Origin of the sequence: Janthinobacterium amylolyticum, assembly GCF_051380655.1 — a bacterium.
Classification (GTDB): domain Bacteria; phylum Pseudomonadota; class Gammaproteobacteria; order Burkholderiales; family Burkholderiaceae_D; genus Janthinobacterium.
The window spans coordinates 61,721-79,546 of the sequence record NZ_JBNYXL010000005.1 but is presented as its reverse complement, the minus strand read 5'-3'; the positions used below and the strand labels follow the sequence as shown (position 1 = coordinate 79,546).

Here is a 17,826-nt window from a genome sequence, read left to right as displayed (position 1 = left end):
GCGATAGGGCAACTAGCTCAATACAAAACAAAGAATCATAGTTGGCCCAAGATGCCCCAGAAAGCGTCGCGGGCAAGCCCGATATCGGCTTCAGTAACGCAGCCGTACTTTGGTACGGCGAGTAACGCCAAGTCGAGAGCGGGCTGCGCGAGCTTTATGGGGATATCTTAGCGGCGCATGACCTTTTCGGAAGGGGTCAGTGCTTCGATATAGGCAGGACGCGAGAAGATGCGTTCGGCGTATTTCATCAGCGGTGCAGCTGTCTTCGACAGTTCGATGCCGTAGTGGTCCAGGCGCCACAGCAGCGGCGCGACAGCCACGTCGAGCATCGAGAATTCGTCGCCCAGCATGTACTTGTTTTTCAGGAACAACGGTGCCAGCGTCGTCAGGCGGTCGCGGATTTCCGCGCGCGCCTTGTCGTGCGCCTTGTCGTTGCTCTTGGCGCGTTCGCTTTCCAGCACGTGCACGTGCACGAACAGTTCTTTTTCGAAATTGAACAGCATCAGGCGCGCGCGGGCACGCATCAGCGGATCGGCCGGCATCAGTTGCGGATGCGGGAAGCGCTCATCGATGTACTCGTTGATGATGTTCGATTCATACAGGATCAGTTCGCGCTCGACCAGGATAGGCACCTGGCCGTACGGGTTCATGGTCGAAATGTCTTCCGGCTTGTTGAACAGGTCGACGTCGCGCACTTCGAAGTCCATGCCTTTTTCAAACAGGACCAGGCGGCAGCGTTGCGAAAATGGGCAGGTTGTACCCGAATAGAGAACCATCATTTTTTATAGTTCCTTAGAAACAAAGGGGGTGAAGCCGCGAACGGCTCACCCCAGGTCGCTTGTCCACTCATGCGGACAACGCAGAAACAGGCATAAACCGGCCTATGGCCGGCGCCTCACTTATTTGACTTCCTTCCAGAACGACGCATTCAAGCGCCATGCCAGCAGAGCAAAGACCGACAGGAACAGCAATACCCACACGCCCAGGCGTTTGCGTGTCTGCTGTGCCGGTTCGGCCATCCACTCCATGTAGCCGACCAGGTCGGCTACCGCAGTGTCATACTCGATCTTGTTCAACGTGCCTGGCTTGACTTGCTCGAAGCCGACAAATTTGTGGATTTTCTTGCCCGCGTCGTGCGGATCAGTCTCTTCCACGAACTTGGCAGTCTGGATACCTTGCAACTCCCATAACACATGCGGCATGGCAACATTCGGCACGACCATATTGTTCCAGCCGGTCGGGCGCGTGTCGTCTTTATAGAACGTACGCAGGTAAGTATACAGGTAGTCGCCGCCTGTGCCAGCGGAAGATGATTTCGCGCGCGAAATTACCGACAAATCCGGCGGTACGACGCCAAAGAACGCCTTGGCATCCTGCGGCGCCAGCGAAGTTGTCATCAGGTCGCCTACTTTATCACTTGTGAACAACAAATTCTGCTTGATCTGGTCTTCCGTCAAACCCAGGTCGCGCAGGCGGTTGTAGCGCATCGACACGGCAGAGTGGCAATTCAGGCAATAGTTGACGAACAATTTGGCGCCGTGTTGCAGCGCTGCCATGTTGGTCTGGCGGTCAGGCGCCTTCTCCAGCGGGAAGCCGCCTTCGCTGGCGAGAGCCATGGCGGGCACGAGTGCCAGGATGGCGAGCAGTTTTTTTGCAATCTTCATATGATGTATGTCCTTTGAGCGTGGCGTGGGATCGGCTTAGTGCGGGTGAAACGTCACACGCGACGGCACGGTCTTGAACTTGCCCATTGCACTCCACCATGGCATCAGCAGGAAGAAGCTGAAGTAAATCAGGGTGCACACTTGCGACACGATGGTTTTCGCATCCGTAGGCGCCTGGGTGCCGAGGTAGCCCAGCACCAGGAACGACAGGCCGAAGATGGCATAGATGTATTTATGCCAGGTCGGACGGTAGCGGATCGATTTCACGGGCGAATGATCCAGCCATGGCAGGAAGGCCAGGATCACCACGGAACCGCCAAAGAACACCACGCCCCAGAATTTCGCGTCCAGCACTTGCGGCAGCATGCCGATGATGGCGACGATGGCGATGGCGGCGATGATGGACTTGACCGTCGTCGACAGGCGCGACTTGAGCCAGATGAACACCACGTAGGCGGCCACGACAGCCATCAGCACGTACATGAAGTCGGCCGTGGTGGCGCGCAGCACCGAGTAGAACGGCGTGAAGTACCAGGTCGGCGCGATGTGCAGCGGGGTCTTCAGCGAGTCGCCTGGCAGGAAGTTGTTGTATTCCAGGAAGTAACCGCCCATTTCCGGCGCGAAGAAGACGACGGCGCTGAAAATGACGAGGAAGATCGATACGCCGAACAGGTCGTGCACCGTGTAGTACGGGTGCGACGGGATCGAATCGAGCGGGTGGCCGTCGGCGCCCAGGTTTTCTTTCACTTCGATGCCGTCCGGATTGCTCGAACCGACTTCATGCAGGGCGATCAAGTGCGCTGCAACCAGGCCCAGCAGAACCAGCGGGATGGCGATCACGTGGAAGGCGAAGAAGCGGTTCAGGGTTGCGTCGGAAACGACGTAGTCGCCGCGGATCCACAGCGACAGGTCAGGGCCGATGAAGGGGATGGCGCCAAACAGGTTGACGATCACTTGCGCGCCCCAGTACGACATCTGGCCCCATGGCAGCAGGTAGCCGAAGAACGCTTCGGCCATCAGGCACAGGAAGATGGCGAAACCGAACAGCCAGATCAGTTCACGTGGCTTGCGGTAGGAGCCGTACAGCAGGCCGCGCGTCATGTGCAGGTAGACGATGATGAAGAAGGCCGAGGCGCCCGTCGAGTGCATGTAGCGCACCAGCCAGCCCCACGGTACTTCGCGCATGATGTACTCGACGGAGTTGAAGGCCAGGGCCGCATCCGGTTTGTAGTGCATGGTCAGGAAGATGCCGGTAACGATCTGCAAGACCAGCACCAGCATGGCCAGCGAGCCGAAGATGTACCAGAAATTGAAGTTTTTCGGTGCGTAGTACTTGCCCCACTGGTCATTCCACAGCTTGGTCAGGGGAAAGCGGTCATCCACCCAGCCCAGGGCTTTTTCGGCGACAGGTGCATCGGCAGGAAATTTCGTTTCTTTGAAAGCAGCCATGATCAAGCCTCGCCTTTCTCGTCTTTACCTATCAGCAGTTTGGTGTCGCTCAGATACATATGGCGCGGCACTTGCAGGTTGTCCGGCGCCGGCTTGTTCTTGAACACGCGGCCAGCCATGTCGAAGGTGGAGCCGTGGCAAGGGCACAGGAAGCCGCCTTCCCAGTCATCGGGCAGGGACGGTTGCGGGCCAGGGGTAAATTTCGAGGAAGGGGAGCAGCCCAGGTGGGTGCAGATGCCGACGGCGACGAGGATTTCGGGCTTGATGGAGCGCGCCTCGTTCATGCAGTATTCGGGGGTGAATTCGGCGGGGTTGCGCTGGGAGTCGGCGTCGGCGACCTTGTCGTCGGTTTTTTTCAGCGACGCGATCATTTCCGGCGTGCGCTTGAGGATCCAGACCGGCTTGCCGCGCCATTCGACGGTGCGCATTTCGCCCGGTTGCAAGGTGGTGATGTCTACTTCGACCGGCGCGCCAGCCGCTTTCGCGCGCTCCGACGGCTGGAAGGTGCTTACCAAGGCTCCCGCGGTTGCCAATCCAACTACACTGCCCGCCGCGCACGTGGCGACGAGCAAGCCGCGACGGCCTGAATCGACCTGCTTTTCGTTACTCATGCAAACCCCAATCAGTCAAAATGCGAATCTTTATTATGAGTGGCAGCCGCGAAAAACCCGTCGCCGAAGCTCTATCCCACTGATTGCCGCAACCCGCATCTTTGTACGGTAAAGTGGCAACATCCCTGCGGAACTTCGGCCAATGGCGCAGCCCGTGCCAGTTTCTTGTTGATTATCCGGAAGCAAAAAAGCCGCTTCTGGCAACCGCAAATTATAAGTGAAGCAAACAACGAATAAAACAAAAACGTTGCTTGTACCATAATTTATATACTTTTGCAGGAGGTGGCTAGTTCTTTCGAACTAGATGCGCGCAGCTGTACCAGAATGGCCCGCGTCCGCAACCGCAAGTTGGTGACGATGGGAATCAATAGTATGATCGGCATGTTTTTATATACATCCGAAGGAGAATAATTCATGGCAATGATGCAAGAATTTAAAGAATTTGCAATGAAGGGCAACGTCGTCGATCTGGCGGTCGGTGTCATTATCGGTGGCGCCTTCGGCAAGATTGTCGATTCCCTGGTGCAAGACGTGATCATGCCGCCCATCGGCCGCATTTTCGGCGGCCTCGATTTCGCCAATTACTACCTGCCCCTGAATGGCCAGGCCACGACCATGACCCTGGTGGAAGCGAAGAAGGCGGGCGCCGTGCTGGCCTACGGTAACTTCCTCACCATTTTGCTCAACTTCATCATTCTCGCCTTCATCATCTTCCAGATGGTGCGCCTGATGAACAAGGCCCGCCGCGCCCAGCCGGAAGCACCGGCCGTCGCTCCGGCCACGCCGGAAGACATCGTGCTGCTGCGTGAAATTCGCGACTCTCTGCAGAAGAACGGACAGAAAAGCAACGATCTGGCAAAATAAGCCGGACCGGCACCGGGCCGGCTGACCTGGACAGAGAGCCTTATGCGACGATTTTGGTTGTTGTTTGCGCAAACCGTGACCATCGCGTTGGCGCTGTACTTTGTGTATGGCGCGCTGCGCCCGGCCAGCCGGGTACAGCAGCTGGGTTCGCCAGCGAAGCCGGTGCCCGTGGTGGAAACGGCGTCCAGCAGCCTGGCGCCCGGCTCCTACCGCGACGCGGCGGCGCGCGCCATGCCCGCCGTCGTCAATATCCTTACCATGCAGGTACCCAAGCGCGGCGCCCATCCGCTGGCGCGCGACCCCTTCTTCAAGCGCTTCTTCGGCGACCGCGATCCCGGTCTCGACGACGACGACCTGCGCAACAGCCTCGGCTCGGGCGTCATCGTCAGCCATGAAGGCTACATTCTGACGAATAACCATGTGGTCGAAGGCGCCGACGAAATCGAAGTGGTGCTGACGGATGGCCGCAAGGCGCCAGCCAAGATCGTCGGCCTGGACCCGGAAACGGACCTGGCCGTCATCAAGATCGACCTCGACAAGCTGCCCGTCATCGTGCTGGGCCAGTCGGAACTGGCGCGCGTGGGCGACGTCGTGCTGGCCATCGGCAACCCGTTCGGCGTGGGCCAGACAGTGACCATGGGCATCATCTCCGCGCTGGGCCGCAACAATCTGCACATCAACAGTTTTGAAAACTTCATCCAGACGGATGCGGCCATCAACTTCGGCAATTCGGGCGGCGCCCTGGTCGATACGCGCGGCAACCTGATCGGCATTAATACGGCCATCTATTCGCAAAGCGGCGGCTCCGTCGGCATCGGCTTCGCCATTCCCGTCTCGACGGCCAAGACGGTGATGGAAGCCATCATCAAGGATGGTCACGTGGTGCGCGGCTGGATCGGCGTGGAAACGCAGGACATCACGCCCGAGCTGGCGCAAAGCTTCGGCCTGCAGCGTACCAGCGGCGCCATCATCGCCGGCGTGGTGCGCAACGGCCCGGCCGACAAGGCCGGCATCGTGCCCGGCGACATCCTGCTGACCGTCGATGGCAAGCCCGTCGGCGACACGACGGAAATGCTCAATCTGATCGCCCAACTGCCACCCGGCGGAAAAGCTAAAATGACGGTGCTGCGCAAGAATCGCGAAGCGGCGCTCGACGTGGTGGTGGGCAAGCGCCCTATCCCGAAAGAGCTTTCCAAATAGTTGCTGATCGGAAGCTGACACATGCATGTGCGTGACTTGACCCAATTTTTACGTGAACTGAGCGACAACAATAACCGTCCCTGGTTTGTGATGAACAAGCCCCGCTACGACATCCTGCGCGAGGAATTCCTCGCGCTGGTGACGGCCTTGATTGGCGAACTGGGCAAGTTTGACCCGGCCGTCAAATACTGCAATCCGAAGAAGGCCCTGTTCCGCATCAACCGCGACGTGCGCTTTGCGCACGATAAAAGCCCGTATAAAACGCGCTTTTCCGCCGCCATCGCGCCGAACGACATGCGCCGTCCCAGCAAGGCGGGTGGCCCCACGTATTATCTGCAGATCGATGGCCAAGGCAACTTGCTGTTCGGCGCCGGCGAATACATGCCGCCGCCGGGACGATTAAAAGCGCTGCGCGAGCATATGCTCAACGATGCGCCAGGGTTTTCCAAAGTGCTGAAAAATAAGCGTTTAAAGGCGCGCTACGGCACCATCCAGAACGAGGGCAAGCTGCAGCGCCCGCCCAAGGGCTTTGACGCGGACGCGGAACACATCGAGTTCATCAAGCTGAAAAGCTTTTTTGTCTGGACCGAAGTGCCGTTGCCCGTGAATGCGCCGGAACAGTTGCTGCCGGCGCTGGCCGAAGGCTTGAAGGATGCGTGGCCGCTGGTCGAGTGGATGCGCGGTGCGCAGGAAGCGGAAGCGGCGCAAGACGCCGCCTGATCTTAAAGGGAGAGCGCAATGGCATTAGCACATGCGGCATCGGGCCAAGTGATCGACGTGCAGGGGGCGGCGGGGGAAGATCTGTCGCAGTTTTCCGCCATCGCCCTGGCCAAGACGGATGAACTGGAATTGATCCGCATGTGCATGCCCAAGGGCAAGACCATGCCCGAGCATCACGTGCTCGGCGAGATCACCTTGCTGTGCCTGCAAGGCCAGGTGGCGGTGGACGCGCATGGCGGTGTGCAAGTGCTGGGGCCGGGGCAGATGCTGTACCTGCACGGCGGCCAGGCGCATGCGCTGGAAGCGCAAGAGGACAGTCTGTTGCTGCTGACGATATTGATGGCCAAGGCGGGGCGCTAGCTTTCCCCGGCGGATCAGGCCGCCTCGGCGCGCGGATCGCGCGACAGCAGCTGCTGCACCATCACCTGCGGCAAATCCCCATCGAACAGTACGCCGGCCACGGCATTCGTGATGGGCATCTCGACGCCCATGCAGCGCGCCAGTTCACGCACGGCCTTGGCGCACGGCACGCCTTCGGCCACATGGCCCAGTTCGGCCACGATGGTGTCGAGCGCCTTGCCTTGCGCCAGGCCCAGGCCGACGCGCCGGTTGCGCGACAGGTCGCCCGTGCAGGTCAGGATCAAATCGCCCATGCCCGTCAGGCCCATGAAGGTTTCCGTCTGGCCACCCAAGGCCGTGCCCAGGCGCGTAATTTCCGCCAGGCCGCGCGTGATCAGTGCGGCGCGCGCATTCAAGCCCAGGCCCAGGCCGTCGGCCACGCCGGTGGCGATCGCCAGCACATTCTTGACGGCGCCGCCCACTTCCACGCCCACCAGGTCTTCGCTCGCATACACGCGGATGGTGCCGCCATGCAAGGCCGAGACGACCTTGGCGCGCAAGGCGCTGTCCAGCGAGGCAATGGTCAGTGCGCACGGCAAGCCGCGCGCCACTTCCTGCGCGAACGAGGGACCGGACAGGGCGCCGCCGGCGACCGTGTCGCCCAGCACTTCCTGCACGATCTGGTGCGGCAGCATGCCCGTGCCGCCTTCAAAACCCTTGCACAGCCACACGAGGCTGGTAATGGCCTTGTCTTTCAGCTGATCTTTCAGCTGATGCAGCATCGGCCGCAAGCCTGCCACGGGGCAGGCGGCGATCAGCAGGCCGTGTTCGCCGCCGGCATGCGCCACGGCGGCGTTGAAATCGGCGCTGATGCGCAATTGCGGCGGTAATGTGAAACCTGGCAAATAGCTGTTTTCGCCGCTGGCGGCCATGGCGGCCATGGCGTCGCCGTTGCGGCCCCACAGCAGCACATCGTGGCGGCCAGCCAGGGCCATGGCCACGGCCGTGCCCCAGGCGCCAGCGCCCAGCACGGTGATCGGGCGCGGGGCGGCCTGGGCGCCAGGAATGGACTCGGGGGTGACTTCAGGGGAAACTTGCATGCGACCTCAAAGGGGCAGGTGAAACGGGCGCGGCGGCAGGGCCGGCGCCCGGATGAATCTGGTGGCTCTTACAGGCCCCACACTTCGCTGGTCTTGACGTAGCCGCTCTGGCCATCCTTGTGGCGCACCTTGACCCAGCCGGAGCTGGCTTGCTCGCTCATTTCCAGCAGCACGCCCTTGTCGACGAGGAGGATGGCGGAGGCCGTGTCGTCGGGGCTGGCGCGGACCTTGAGGTTCGCGGCGCGTGCCACGACGTTGCGCTTGGCGGACAGGCCCTTGGCTTCCGTCCAGGCCATTTCGCCGCTGGCGTCGCGTACCTTGACCCAGTCGCCATAGCTGAGCACGACTTCCAGCGGCATGCCGCGTGGTGCCACGTACAGCTTGCCACCCTTGGAAGACGGCGCGTCATACAGGATCACGGGGGCGGCGCCCACGGTTTTGAAATCGACAGCGTGGCTGGCGGCGGTCGCCAGCAGCAGCACGGCGCCGGCCATCCAGCGGAACTTGCTCAAGAGCGCACTTTTCAACATGATATTTTTTGAACCTTAACGAAACACGGCGGCCAGGCCGCCGTTTCTTACCTGCAGTATAGAACACTCACAAAACCGTCGCGAGCGGCAGTGCATTGTGGCCGAGAAGCGCAGCTGTGCTAGAGCACAGCGGGCATCACAGGCCGCAAGGCGCGCCGCGCAGCAGGTTTGGTGAGATGTTCTTAGTGCGTTTCGCTGGCTGCGGGCGCTGCTGCAGCGGCGTCAGCAATAGCTTGCAGACGTTGTTGGTAGAACACTTCGAAGTTGATCTCGGCCAGGTGCACTGGCGGGAAGCCGGCACGGGTGATCACGTCGGCGATGTTGGCGCGCAGGTAAGGGTAGATGATGTTCGGGCAGCCGATTCCCAGCAGTGGATCGAGTTGATCCGCAGGAATGTTGCGCGCTTCGAAAATACCAGCTTGCTTGCCTTCAACCAGGAAAGCGACTTTTTCACCGACTTTGGCGGTCACAGTGATGGTCACGGTGGCTTCAAAGATGCCGTCGGCCAAAGGCGCGGCGCCCACGTCCAGAGCAACTTCGATCGCTGGCGCTTCTTGTTCCAGGAAAATAGCTGGGGAATTTGGTTGTTCCAGCGACATGTCTTTCAGGTAGACGCGTTGGATTTGGAAGACTGGTTGCAGATTTTCGTCAGACATGGAACGCTTTCGTTGTAAAGGACAAGAACGGCACACCGTTCAAATATGGTGCTTGCGGTATGTTAACCGTGCCGGATAGGCACGGCCAGATCAGGTGCGAGGGCAATTGTATCAAAACAATACGACAAAAAACCAAGCAATTTCTCGAACCCGCTTTATATCAGGCTGCTGTGCCGTTTAACAAGGGGTCCAGCTTGCCGGCTTGATCCAGCGCATACAAATCGTCGAAACCACCGACGTGGGTATCGCCCACATAGATCTGCGGCACCGTGCGGCGGCCCGTGCGTTCCATCATCTTGATGCGCTCTTCCGGATCGAGGTCGACGCGGATCTTTTGCACGGCCACGCCCTTCGATTCCAGCAGGCGCTCGGCGCGCACGCAATACGGGCACACGGCGGTGCTATACACAATTACGGGGACAGTCATGATGATTCCTTCCAGTTAAGTGCCGGCTTACTTCGCCAGCGACAAGGTCTTCAATGGCAAACCCTGCTTTTTCCATTCGTCGAGGCCGCCTTCCAGGCTCGTTGCCTCAGCGAAACCAGCTTTGCCCAGCAGGCCGACGGCCGTAGCCGAGCGCGAACCTTTCTGGCAAACCACTACAATGGGGCGCGTTTTGAATTTTTCCAGCTCGCCCAGGCGTTTTGCCAGTTCCGGCAGCGGAATGTTTTTCGCCTCAGGCAAGTGGCCCGTGGCGAATTCTTCCGCACTGCGCACGTCGACGATGACGGTCTTGCCACGGTTGATCAGTTGCGTGACTTCCAGCACGGTCGCGCGCTTGCCGCGCATCGACAGCAGTGGCCAGAGGAGGGCGCCGCCGGAAATAATGACGATGGCAAACAGAAAAATGTGGTCGATAATGAATTTCACGTAGGGTCCAATGGTTTAAGTCAATCCGCGCATTATAAAATAGAAGCTGGACGAGGTCTTTTTACGTTTTGCTTTTTTGATTTGAACCCCTTGAGAAGATAGAACTATGTACAAAATCGTTTTCATGCGTCACGGCGAGTCCACCTGGAACCTCGATAACCGCTTCACCGGCTGGACCGACGTCGATCTGACGGAAAAGGGCGTCAACGAAGCCAAGGCCGCCGGCCAGATCCTCAAGCAGGAAGGTTTTACGTTTGACGTGGCCTACACTTCCGTCCTGAAGCGCGCCATCCGCACCCTGTGGCTGGCGCTCGACGAAATGGACATGATGTATCTGCCGATCAAGAACGACTGGCGTTTGAACGAGCGCCACTACGGCGCCCTGCAAGGACTGGACAAGGGCGAGACGGCCGCCAAGTATGGCGACGAGCAAGTATTGGTATGGCGCCGCAGCTACGACACGCCGCCGCCGCCGCTGGCGGAAGATGACGACCGCGCCTCGTTCAACGACCCGCGCTACGCGGGCCTGCCGAAGGCGTCGATTCCGCTGACCGAATGCCTGAAAGACACCGTGGCGCGCGTGATGCCGGCCTGGGACGAAGAAATCGCCCCGGCCATCCGCGCTGGCAAGAAGATCATCATTTCGGCCCACGGCAACAGCCTGCGCGCCTTGATCAAGATGCTGGACGGCATCAGCGACAGCGACATCGTCGGCCTGAACATCCCGAACGGCCAGCCGCTCGTGTACGAACTGGACGCCGACCTGAAACCGATCCGCCATTACTACCTGGGCGACCCGGCAGCGATTGCGGCAGCCCAGGCTGCCGTGGCGAACCAAGGGAAGGCCAAGTAACTTTGTCGTCTCTCATCCGCGGCACAGCCATCGCCCCCTCTGCTGAACGACCCCTGCCGGCGTGGCGCGCCGCTGCCCTGCTGTGCGCGGCGCTGCTGTTGTCGAGCAGCTACGCGCAGGGCGCCAAACCCACCGAACGCAGCAAGCAGAAGGCGGCCGCGGAAGCACAACGCGCCGGATTGCAACAAAAGCTGACGGCGCTCAAGCGCGACATCAGCCGCACGGAAAGTGCCAAGGACGACGCGGCCGACACCCTGGCCGAGTCGGAAGAGGCCATTTCCAACGCCAACCGCGCCTTGCGCGACCTGGCGCAGGAGCAAAGCGAGACGGGCGTGAAACTGACGGCGCTGGGGCAGGAGCACCAGCAGCTGACGGCCACGGTCGACAAGCAGAAGGCGCAGCTGTCCAAGCTGCTGCGTGAACAATACGTGGCCGGCAACGAAGACCGCATCAAGCTGCTCTTGTCCGGCGACAACCCGAACCGCATCAACCGCGACCTGCAATTCATGGCCTACGTGTCGCAGGCGCAGGCGCGCCTGCTGGAAGCCTTGCGCGCCAACTTGCTGGCCGTGGAGAAAAACCAGGCGGACGTGCAGAACGCCAAGGATGAGCTGGAAGAGATCGCGCAGGAAGAGCGCGAACAGAAGGCCCTGCTGGTGCAGGAAAAGGCGCGCCGCGCCGCCTTGCTGACGAGTTTGTCGCAGCGCCTGGTGGCGCAGCGCAAGGAAGCGGGCAATGTCGAGCGCGATGAACAGCGCATGGGCCACCTGGTCGACAAGCTGGCCAAGCTGATCGAAGAGCAGGCCGCCGCCGCCGCGGCGGAAAAGAAACGCCAGCAATTGCTGGCCGAGCAGCGCGCCGCCGCGAAAGCGGCCGCCGACGCCAAGATTGCCGCGGAAAAACGCGAACGCCTGCTGGCCGCGCGTGCCAAGGCCGCCCAGGCGCAGGCCGAGCGCGAGCGCATTGCCAAAGAGCAACAGAACAAATCCGGCAAGATCAAGCCGCAGACACCACCGCCGCCGCCCGTGAAGCTCGAACCCATCGATGACGACGAGCCGCCGCAGGTGGCCAAGGTGACGCCGAAACCGGAACCGAAGCCGGAACCGGAGCCGGAACGCCCGAGCCTGGGCCCGGCCGCGCCGGCCGGCGCCTTTGCCAGTCTGAAAGGGCAATTGCGCGCGCCCGTGGCGGGCAAGATCGCCGCCCGCTTCGGCAGCAAGCGCGGTGACGGCCCCAGCTGGAAGGGCGTGTTCATCCGCACGGGCGAAGGCAGCGAAATCCACGCCATCGCTGGCGGCCGTGTCGTGTTTTCCGACTGGCTGCGCGGTTTCGGCAATTTGATCATCGTCGACCATGGCGGCCAGTACATGAGTATTTATGGCAATAACCAATCCTTGCTGAAACGCGTCGGCGACGCCGTCAAGGGAGGCGACGCCATTGCCAGCGCGGGCAACAGCGGCGGCAACGAGGAATCAGGGCTATACTTTGAACTGCGTCATCAGGGCCGCGCCTTCGATCCAGCCACCTGGGTGAAGTTTTAAGTTCCCCACCATTGCTGCGGCAGCGTATTTGTAGATTGCGAAGAAGATATGGGCATCAAAGTCAAAAGTATCGGCCTGATTGGTCTGGGCGTACTGGCCGGTATCGGCATGTCGCTGCAATTTCCGGCCGTGGCGCAGAAAATCACGAATGCCCCCTTGCCGCTCGACGAGCTGCGCCAGCTGTCCGACGTGTTTGGCCTGATCAAGAGCGATTATGTCGAAAAGGTGGAAGACAAGAAGCTGCTGACGGAAGCCATTTCCGGCATGGTGTCCTCGCTGGACCCGCATTCCGTCTACCTGGATAAAAATGCTTTCAAGGAAATGCGCGAAAGCGTGCAAGGCAAGTTTGTCGGCATCGGCATCGAAGTGAGCATGGAAGACGGCTACGTGAAAGTCGTCTCGCCCATCGAGGACAGTCCTGCCGCCAAGGCTGGCATCCAGGCGGGCGACCTGATTACCCGTCTCGACAATATTCCGCTCAAAGGCATGCAGTTGGAAGAAGTCATCAAGAAGATGCGCGGCCAGCCCGGCAGCAAGCTGGTGCTGACCATGTCGCGCAAGGGCGAAAGCAAGCCGCTGGTGTTCCCCATTGTGCGCGAGGAAATCCGCGTGCAAAGCGTGAAGGCCAAGATGGTCGCGCCCGGTTATGCCTGGCTGCGCATCGCCCAGTTCCAGGAACCGACCGTCGATGACATGGTCAAAAAGATCAACGCGCTGTATGCGCAAGACCCCAAGCTCAAGGGCCTGGTGCTGGACTTGCGCAACGATCCGGGCGGCGTCGTGCCGGGCGCCATTGGCGTGGCCACGGCTTTCCTGCCGGGCAATTCGGTGATCGTCTCGACCAAGGGCCAGTTGCCGGAATCGAAACAGGTGTTTTACGGTCGCCGCGAATTCTATGCGCCGCCGGGTGCCAAGGCTGACCCGCTGGCCAAGCTGCCGGCCGCGCTGAAGACCGTGCCGCTGGTGGTGCTGGTCAATGCCGGTTCCGCCTCCGCCTCGGAAATCGTCGCCGGCGCCCTGCAGGATTACCAGCGCGCCACCGTGATCGGCACGCAGACCTTCGGCAAGGGTTCCGTGCAAACCTTGCGCCAGATCACGGCCGACACGGCCGTCAAGCTGACCACGGCGCGCTACTACACGCCGAAGGGCCGCGCCATCCAGGCGCGCGGCATCGTGCCCGACCTGCTGGTCGATGAAACGGCCGAGGGCGATGGCTGGAACAGCCTGCGCATCCGCGAGGCGGATCTGGAAAAACACCTGAGCAGCAACGATGGCAAGCCGGAAGCGGTCAAGCCGACCATGGAAGGCATGCAGGATCAACTGGAAGAAGAGCAGCGCCTGATCGCCACGGCGAAAAAGCGCAAGCCGCTCGAATACGGCGCCAAGGATGATTTCCAGTTGCAGCAAGCCCTGAACCATTTCCAGGGTCTGCCGGTGCAGCTGGCCAAGGTGGATGCCAAGGACGAGAAGATCAGCGCCAAGCCGGAAATCGCTTCCGACATCAAGGCGGACGATAAAAAGATTCCGGTGCAGAAGCCTTGATGCGTAATTTCAGTCGCTCCCCAAACCTGGCGCAAGGGCTGGGGTTTGCAGTGGAAATGACATCATGAACGACAATCAACTGCTGCGCTACTCGCGCCACATCCTGTTAGACGAGATCGGCATCGAAGGCCAGCAAGCCCTGCTGGACGCGCATGTGCTGGTGATCGGCGCGGGCGGGCTCGGTTCGCCGGCCGCCATGTATTTGGCTTCGGCCGGTGTCGGCAAGCTGACCCTGGTCGATGACGACACGGTCGACCTGACCAATCTGCAACGCCAGATCGCCCACACGACGGCCCGCGTGGGCCAGCCGAAAGTGCTGTCGGCGCGCGAAACCTTGCTTGGCATCAATCCAGACATTGCAATCATGGCCTTGCAGGAGCGCCTCGACGGCGCGCGCCTGGCCGAACTGGTCTTATCCAGCACGGTGGTGCTCGACTGCACCGACAACTTTGCCACGCGCCACGCCGTCAACCGCGCCTGCGTGGCGCACAAGGTGCCGCTGGTGTCGGGCGCCGTCATCCGTTTCGACGGGCAAGTGAGCGTATTCGATCCGCGCGCGGGCACGCAGCCCTGCTATTGCTGCCTGTTCCCGCAGGAGCAGCAGTTCACGGATGAGGCGTGCTCGACCATGGGCGTGTTCGCGCCGCTGGTCGGCGTGGTCGGCGCCATGCAGGCGGCCGAGGCCTTGAAACTGGTGATGGGCGTGGGAGAGTCCTTGGCCGGGCGCCTGTTGTTGCTCGACGGTTTGCACATGGAATGGAGCAGCATGCAGGTCGCCCGCGACCCCGGCTGCGCCGTCTGCGGCGAAGTGGTCTTGCCGGCCTGAGAGTCGCGGCAGAAATTTTTCCCTATATGACAGGCTTTGTCATATTTCCGCTTTATACTCTGCACTCATTACTCACCTTCTTCTCTCTTTCTTATGCAAAACGCAGCAAACCATCCGACACGCCAGCGCCGCGCGCGTGGCTTCACTCTGATCGAAATCATGGTCGTGGTGGTGATCATGGGCATCCTGGCCTCGCTGGTGGTGCCCAAGCTGATCGCCCGCACTGGCGAGTCGAAAGTGGCGGCGGCGAAAGTCGACATCGCTACCGTGATGCAAGCCTTGAAACTGTATCGCCTGGACAACCAGCGCTACCCGACCACCGAGCAGGGCTTGCATGCGCTGATCGAAAAACCGACCACGGGACCGGCCGCGAATGGCTGGAAGGCGGGCGGCTACCTGGAAAAGATGCCGAAAGATCCATGGGGCAATCCTTACCAGTACCTGTCGCCGGGCGTGAAGGGCGAAGTCGACATCATTTCGCTGGGCGCCGATGGCCAGCCAGGCGGTAGCGGCGACGATGCCGATATCGGCTCGTGGGACCTGTAAGTTTCCCCGCTTTCACATTTCATGCTCATGCGCGCCATGCCACACGGGCGTTACTCCCGCAGCCGTGGCTTCACGCTGATCGAACTGCTGGTGGTGATGGTCATCATCGGCGTCACCCTGGGCCTGGTGTCGCTGAACGCCATGCCGAACGGCCAGCAGGCGCTGCAAAAGGAAGCCGAGCGCATCGCCCTGCTGCTGCAGCTGGCGCGCGATGAAGCCATCGTGCGCAGCCGGCAAGTGGCCTTCGAGGCCGATGAAAATCAATACCGTTTCCTGGTGCTCAATGAAAAGCTGTGGCAACCCGTGACGCAGGACGATTTGCTGCGCGAGCGGACCTTCGCCAACACCCCCATGCTGCTCAGCGTGCAGCCGTCGAACAGCGTGGCCCAGCCGCTGCGCATCATCTTCGGCCGCGAACCGGTCGACAAGCCATTCGTGCTGACCCTGGCCAGCGGCGAGCGCAGCGTGGCCATCCGCGCCGACGGCATCGGCCACTTCACGGTCGAGCAATGATGCGGCGCTCACCCCACCGCCAGCAGCGCGGCGCGCAGTCCGGCTTCACCCTGCTTGAAGTGTTGGTGGCGCTCGTCATCGTCGGCACGGCGCTGGGCGCCTCCCTGCGCGCCGTCGGCAGCCTGACGCAGAACAGCGACGGCTTGCGCAGCGCCATGATGGCCACCTGGTCGGCGGAAAACCATCTGGTGCGCCTGCGCCTGGCGAAAACCTTCCCGCAGACGGGCAAGCGCACGGTCGACTGCCCGCAAGGCGACTTGAAACTCATTTGCGAGGAAGAGGTGGTGGCCACGCCGAATCCCCGCATCCGCCAGGTACGCGTCAATGTGTATGACGCGCAATATCCTGCCCGGCGCATCGTGCGCCTGGTGCTGCTTTCCTTTAACGACTGATGGCGCGCCGTCCCGTCTCCGCCGCCGGCTTCACCCTGATCGAGCTGCTCGTGGCGATCGGCATCCTGGCCATGGTCGCCGTGCTGGGCTGGCGCGGCCTGGACAGCATCGTGCGTTCGCGCGAAGTGCTGACCAGCCAGCTGGAGCAGGCGCGCGGCATGCAGCTGGCGTTTGCCCAGATGCAGAGCGATTGCGACCACCTGGCCGGCGCCGGCCTGAACAATAATCTGCTGAATGGCCGCACCAACCTGACGGCGGAAAATGACCGCCTGACCCTGGTGCGCCTGGCCGCCTCGGAGCAGGAACCGCAACAGATGCAAGTGGTCACTTACCGCCTGAATGGCGGCGTGCTGACGCGGCGCGAGTCGAACGGCACGCGCGACCTGGCCGTGCTCGACACCCTGTGGCAGGCGGCACGCGACGATACGGATACCGCCAGCGCCGACGTGATCCTGATGCGCGGCGTCGACAGCATGGTCATGCGCGGCTGGAGCAATGGCGCCTGGAACGTGCTGACGGCGGGCGCCACCATCTCGACGCAGGTGCCGGGCCTGGAAGTGACCTTGCAGATGCCGGGCCAGGAAGCGGGCCTGTCCAAAGTCTTTTTGCTGGGGCCGGGATGAAGCCGTTGACACGTCCTTCGCGCCAGCGCGGCGTGGCCGTCATCACGGCCCTGCTGCTGACGGCGCTGGCCATCACGGTGGTCGCCAGCCTGTTCTGGCAGCAGCAGGTGCAGGTGCGCTCGATGGAAAACCAGCGGCTGCGCCTGCAGACGCAGTGGGCCATGCGCGGCATGGTCGACTTCGCCCGCTTCTGGCTGCGCCAGGACAATCCCTCGCTGACGGCGCTCGATGGCGTGTGGGCCACGCCCATCGAGGAAGCGCGGCTCGACGATTATGTCGACCGCGAAAAGGTCGACACGGAAAAATTCGACGCCACCGTGTCGGGCCGCGCTCTCGACGCCCAGGCGCGTTTCAATATCACCAATCTGGTGGCCGCCACGGGCGACGTCAATCCGAAGCAGGTGCAGGCCTACCAGCGCCTGCTGTCGAACTTGCAGCTCGACAGCGGGCTGGCGCAGGCAACGGCCGATGCCGTACTGCGCGCCAAGCCGAAACCGCGCGCAGCCAGCAGCGGCACCAGCGGCGATGGCAAGACGCCGGCCGCCACGCCCGCGTCCGGCGGCAGCAGCGAGCCGGTGGCGTTTACGCAAGTGGAAGATTTGCTGGCCGTGCCCGGTTACACGCCGCAGATGATCGAGCAGCTGCGCGACTTCGTCATCATCTTGCCGGAATTGACGGCGGTGAACGTGAATACGGCGCCGGCCGAAGTGCTGGCCGCCATCACGACCATGTCCTTGTCCGAGGCCAGCGCGCTGACCTTGAGCAATCCGCGTAAAAAGTTTGTCGATCTGCCTAACTTCAAGAATAATATTAATGACAAGCAAGTGATTGATGGCGTCGATGCCGATGTGAAGAGCCGCTACTTCCTGACCGTCATCCGCGTGCGGCTGGACCGCGCCGCCCTTGATGCCGTGGCGCTCGTCAATCGAAAAACGGATCCGCAGCGCACCACCAGCCTGGTCTGGTTGCGGGAAAATTAACCCTGA

22 protein-coding genes are annotated in these 17,826 nt (G+C 61.4%); 13 read left to right on the top strand and 9 right to left on the bottom strand.

Going from position 1 to position 17,826, the window contains the following annotated elements; translation table 11 throughout:
* Positions 1 to 167: 167 nt before the first annotated feature.
* The 4 genes from ACQ4WR_RS11820 to petA form a co-directional block, all read right to left on the bottom strand.
* Positions 168 to 779 carry a glutathione S-transferase N-terminal domain-containing protein gene (locus ACQ4WR_RS11820; RefSeq protein ID WP_010394154.1) on the bottom strand — a complete coding sequence of 204 codons (612 nt, stop codon included), beginning with the start codon at positions 777 to 779 and terminating at the stop codon, positions 168 to 170.
* 120 nt (positions 780 to 899) lie between these two features.
* Positions 900 to 1,664 (bottom strand): cytochrome c1, encoded by a 765-nt coding sequence (locus ACQ4WR_RS11815; protein WP_102297213.1) that lies wholly within the window; start codon positions 1,662 to 1,664, stop codon positions 900 to 902.
* Positions 1,665 to 1,700: 36 nt separating this feature from the next.
* Positions 1,701 to 3,113: a cytochrome b gene (locus ACQ4WR_RS11810; RefSeq protein ID WP_102297216.1), complete on the bottom strand. Its 1,413-nt coding sequence runs from the start codon at positions 3,111 to 3,113 to the stop codon at positions 1,701 to 1,703.
* Positions 3,114 to 3,115: 2 nt separating this feature from the next.
* Entirely contained in the window at positions 3,116 to 3,724 is a 609-nt protein-coding gene (gene petA, locus ACQ4WR_RS11805) for a ubiquinol-cytochrome c reductase iron-sulfur subunit (protein ID WP_102297219.1), read from the bottom strand.
* Positions 3,725 to 4,138: 414 nt separating this feature from the next.
* Between petA and mscL the strand changes: the two genes are divergently transcribed.
* Genes mscL through ACQ4WR_RS11785 form a run of 4 tightly spaced genes read left to right on the top strand, consistent with a single transcriptional unit; the run spans position 4,139 to position 6,868 of the window.
* On the top strand, positions 4,139 to 4,588 hold the full coding sequence (gene mscL / locus ACQ4WR_RS11800; RefSeq protein WP_436487403.1) for a large conductance mechanosensitive channel protein MscL: 450 nt from the start codon (positions 4,139 to 4,141) through the stop codon (positions 4,586 to 4,588).
* Positions 4,589 to 4,630: 42 nt separating this feature from the next.
* Positions 4,631 to 5,788 carry a Do family serine endopeptidase gene (locus ACQ4WR_RS11795; protein WP_436487401.1) on the top strand — a complete coding sequence of 386 codons (1,158 nt, stop codon included), beginning with the start codon at positions 4,631 to 4,633 and terminating at the stop codon, positions 5,786 to 5,788.
* 21 nt (positions 5,789 to 5,809) lie between these two features.
* Positions 5,810 to 6,508: a DUF2461 domain-containing protein gene (locus tag ACQ4WR_RS11790; protein WP_102297226.1), complete on the top strand. Its 699-nt coding sequence runs from the start codon at positions 5,810 to 5,812 to the stop codon at positions 6,506 to 6,508.
* Between the two features lie 18 nt (positions 6,509 to 6,526).
* Entirely contained in the window at positions 6,527 to 6,868 is a 342-nt protein-coding gene (locus tag ACQ4WR_RS11785) for a cupin domain-containing protein (protein ID WP_102297228.1), read from the top strand.
* A gap of 14 nt (positions 6,869 to 6,882) precedes the next feature.
* Here ACQ4WR_RS11785 and ACQ4WR_RS11780 read toward each other — a convergent pair whose 3' ends face one another.
* From ACQ4WR_RS11780 to ACQ4WR_RS11760, 5 genes are all read right to left on the bottom strand, one after another.
* On the bottom strand, positions 6,883 to 7,947 hold the full coding sequence (locus tag ACQ4WR_RS11780; protein ID WP_436487399.1) for an NAD(P)H-dependent glycerol-3-phosphate dehydrogenase: 1,065 nt from the start codon (positions 7,945 to 7,947) through the stop codon (positions 6,883 to 6,885).
* A gap of 68 nt (positions 7,948 to 8,015) precedes the next feature.
* Positions 8,016 to 8,477: an SH3 domain-containing protein gene (locus ACQ4WR_RS11775; RefSeq protein WP_102297233.1), complete on the bottom strand. Its 462-nt coding sequence runs from the start codon at positions 8,475 to 8,477 to the stop codon at positions 8,016 to 8,018.
* Between the two features lie 182 nt (positions 8,478 to 8,659).
* A complete protein-coding gene (secB, locus tag ACQ4WR_RS11770) occupies positions 8,660 to 9,133 on the bottom strand; it encodes a protein-export chaperone SecB (RefSeq protein WP_034783580.1) in 474 nt (157 codons plus the stop codon).
* Positions 9,134 to 9,293: 160 nt separating this feature from the next.
* A complete protein-coding gene (gene grxC, locus ACQ4WR_RS11765) occupies positions 9,294 to 9,560 on the bottom strand; it encodes a glutaredoxin 3 (protein WP_034753025.1) in 267 nt (88 codons plus the stop codon).
* Between the two features lie 27 nt (positions 9,561 to 9,587).
* Positions 9,588 to 10,004, bottom strand: a complete 417-nt coding sequence (locus ACQ4WR_RS11760; RefSeq protein WP_102297236.1) for a rhodanese-like domain-containing protein — start codon at positions 10,002 to 10,004, stop codon at positions 9,588 to 9,590.
* Between the two features lie 106 nt (positions 10,005 to 10,110).
* Here ACQ4WR_RS11760 and gpmA point away from each other — a divergent pair, with 106 nt between their 5' ends.
* The 9 genes from gpmA to gspK all read left to right on the top strand — a co-directional run bounded on the left by gpmA (position 10,111) and on the right by gspK (position 17,820).
* Positions 10,111 to 10,857: a 2,3-diphosphoglycerate-dependent phosphoglycerate mutase gene (gene gpmA, locus ACQ4WR_RS11755; protein ID WP_034753030.1), complete on the top strand. Its 747-nt coding sequence runs from the start codon at positions 10,111 to 10,113 to the stop codon at positions 10,855 to 10,857.
* 77 nt (positions 10,858 to 10,934) lie between these two features.
* Positions 10,935 to 12,398, top strand: a complete 1,464-nt coding sequence (locus tag ACQ4WR_RS11750) for a murein hydrolase activator EnvC family protein (RefSeq protein ID WP_436487835.1) — start codon at positions 10,935 to 10,937, stop codon at positions 12,396 to 12,398.
* Positions 12,399 to 12,446: 48 nt separating this feature from the next.
* The gene (locus ACQ4WR_RS11745) at positions 12,447 to 13,940 is read left to right on the top strand and encodes a S41 family peptidase (protein WP_102297238.1); all 1,494 of its coding nucleotides are present in this window, start codon (positions 12,447 to 12,449) and stop codon (positions 13,938 to 13,940) included.
* Positions 13,941 to 14,004: 64 nt separating this feature from the next.
* Complete coding sequence (locus ACQ4WR_RS11740; protein WP_436487396.1) at positions 14,005 to 14,766, top strand: HesA/MoeB/ThiF family protein; 762 nt, start codon at positions 14,005 to 14,007, stop codon at positions 14,764 to 14,766.
* A gap of 93 nt (positions 14,767 to 14,859) precedes the next feature.
* A complete protein-coding gene (gspG, locus tag ACQ4WR_RS11735) occupies positions 14,860 to 15,312 on the top strand; it encodes a type II secretion system major pseudopilin GspG (protein ID WP_102297242.1) in 453 nt (150 codons plus the stop codon).
* 27 nt (positions 15,313 to 15,339) lie between these two features.
* Complete coding sequence (gene gspH / locus ACQ4WR_RS11730) at positions 15,340 to 15,825, top strand: type II secretion system minor pseudopilin GspH (protein ID WP_258003116.1); 486 nt, start codon at positions 15,340 to 15,342, stop codon at positions 15,823 to 15,825.
* A complete protein-coding gene (gene gspI, locus ACQ4WR_RS11725) occupies positions 15,825 to 16,217 on the top strand; it encodes a type II secretion system minor pseudopilin GspI (protein WP_436487393.1) in 393 nt (130 codons plus the stop codon). The genes gspH and gspI overlap by 1 nt, the downstream gene beginning before the upstream one ends.
* A complete protein-coding gene (locus tag ACQ4WR_RS11720) occupies positions 16,217 to 16,840 on the top strand; it encodes a PulJ/GspJ family protein (RefSeq protein WP_102297245.1) in 624 nt (207 codons plus the stop codon). The genes gspI and ACQ4WR_RS11720 overlap by 1 nt, the downstream gene beginning before the upstream one ends.
* A complete protein-coding gene (gspK, locus tag ACQ4WR_RS11715) occupies positions 16,837 to 17,820 on the top strand; it encodes a type II secretion system minor pseudopilin GspK (protein WP_102297247.1) in 984 nt (327 codons plus the stop codon). Before ACQ4WR_RS11720 ends, gspK begins: the two co-directional genes overlap by 4 nt.
* The last annotated feature ends 6 nt before the right edge of the window (positions 17,821 to 17,826 follow it).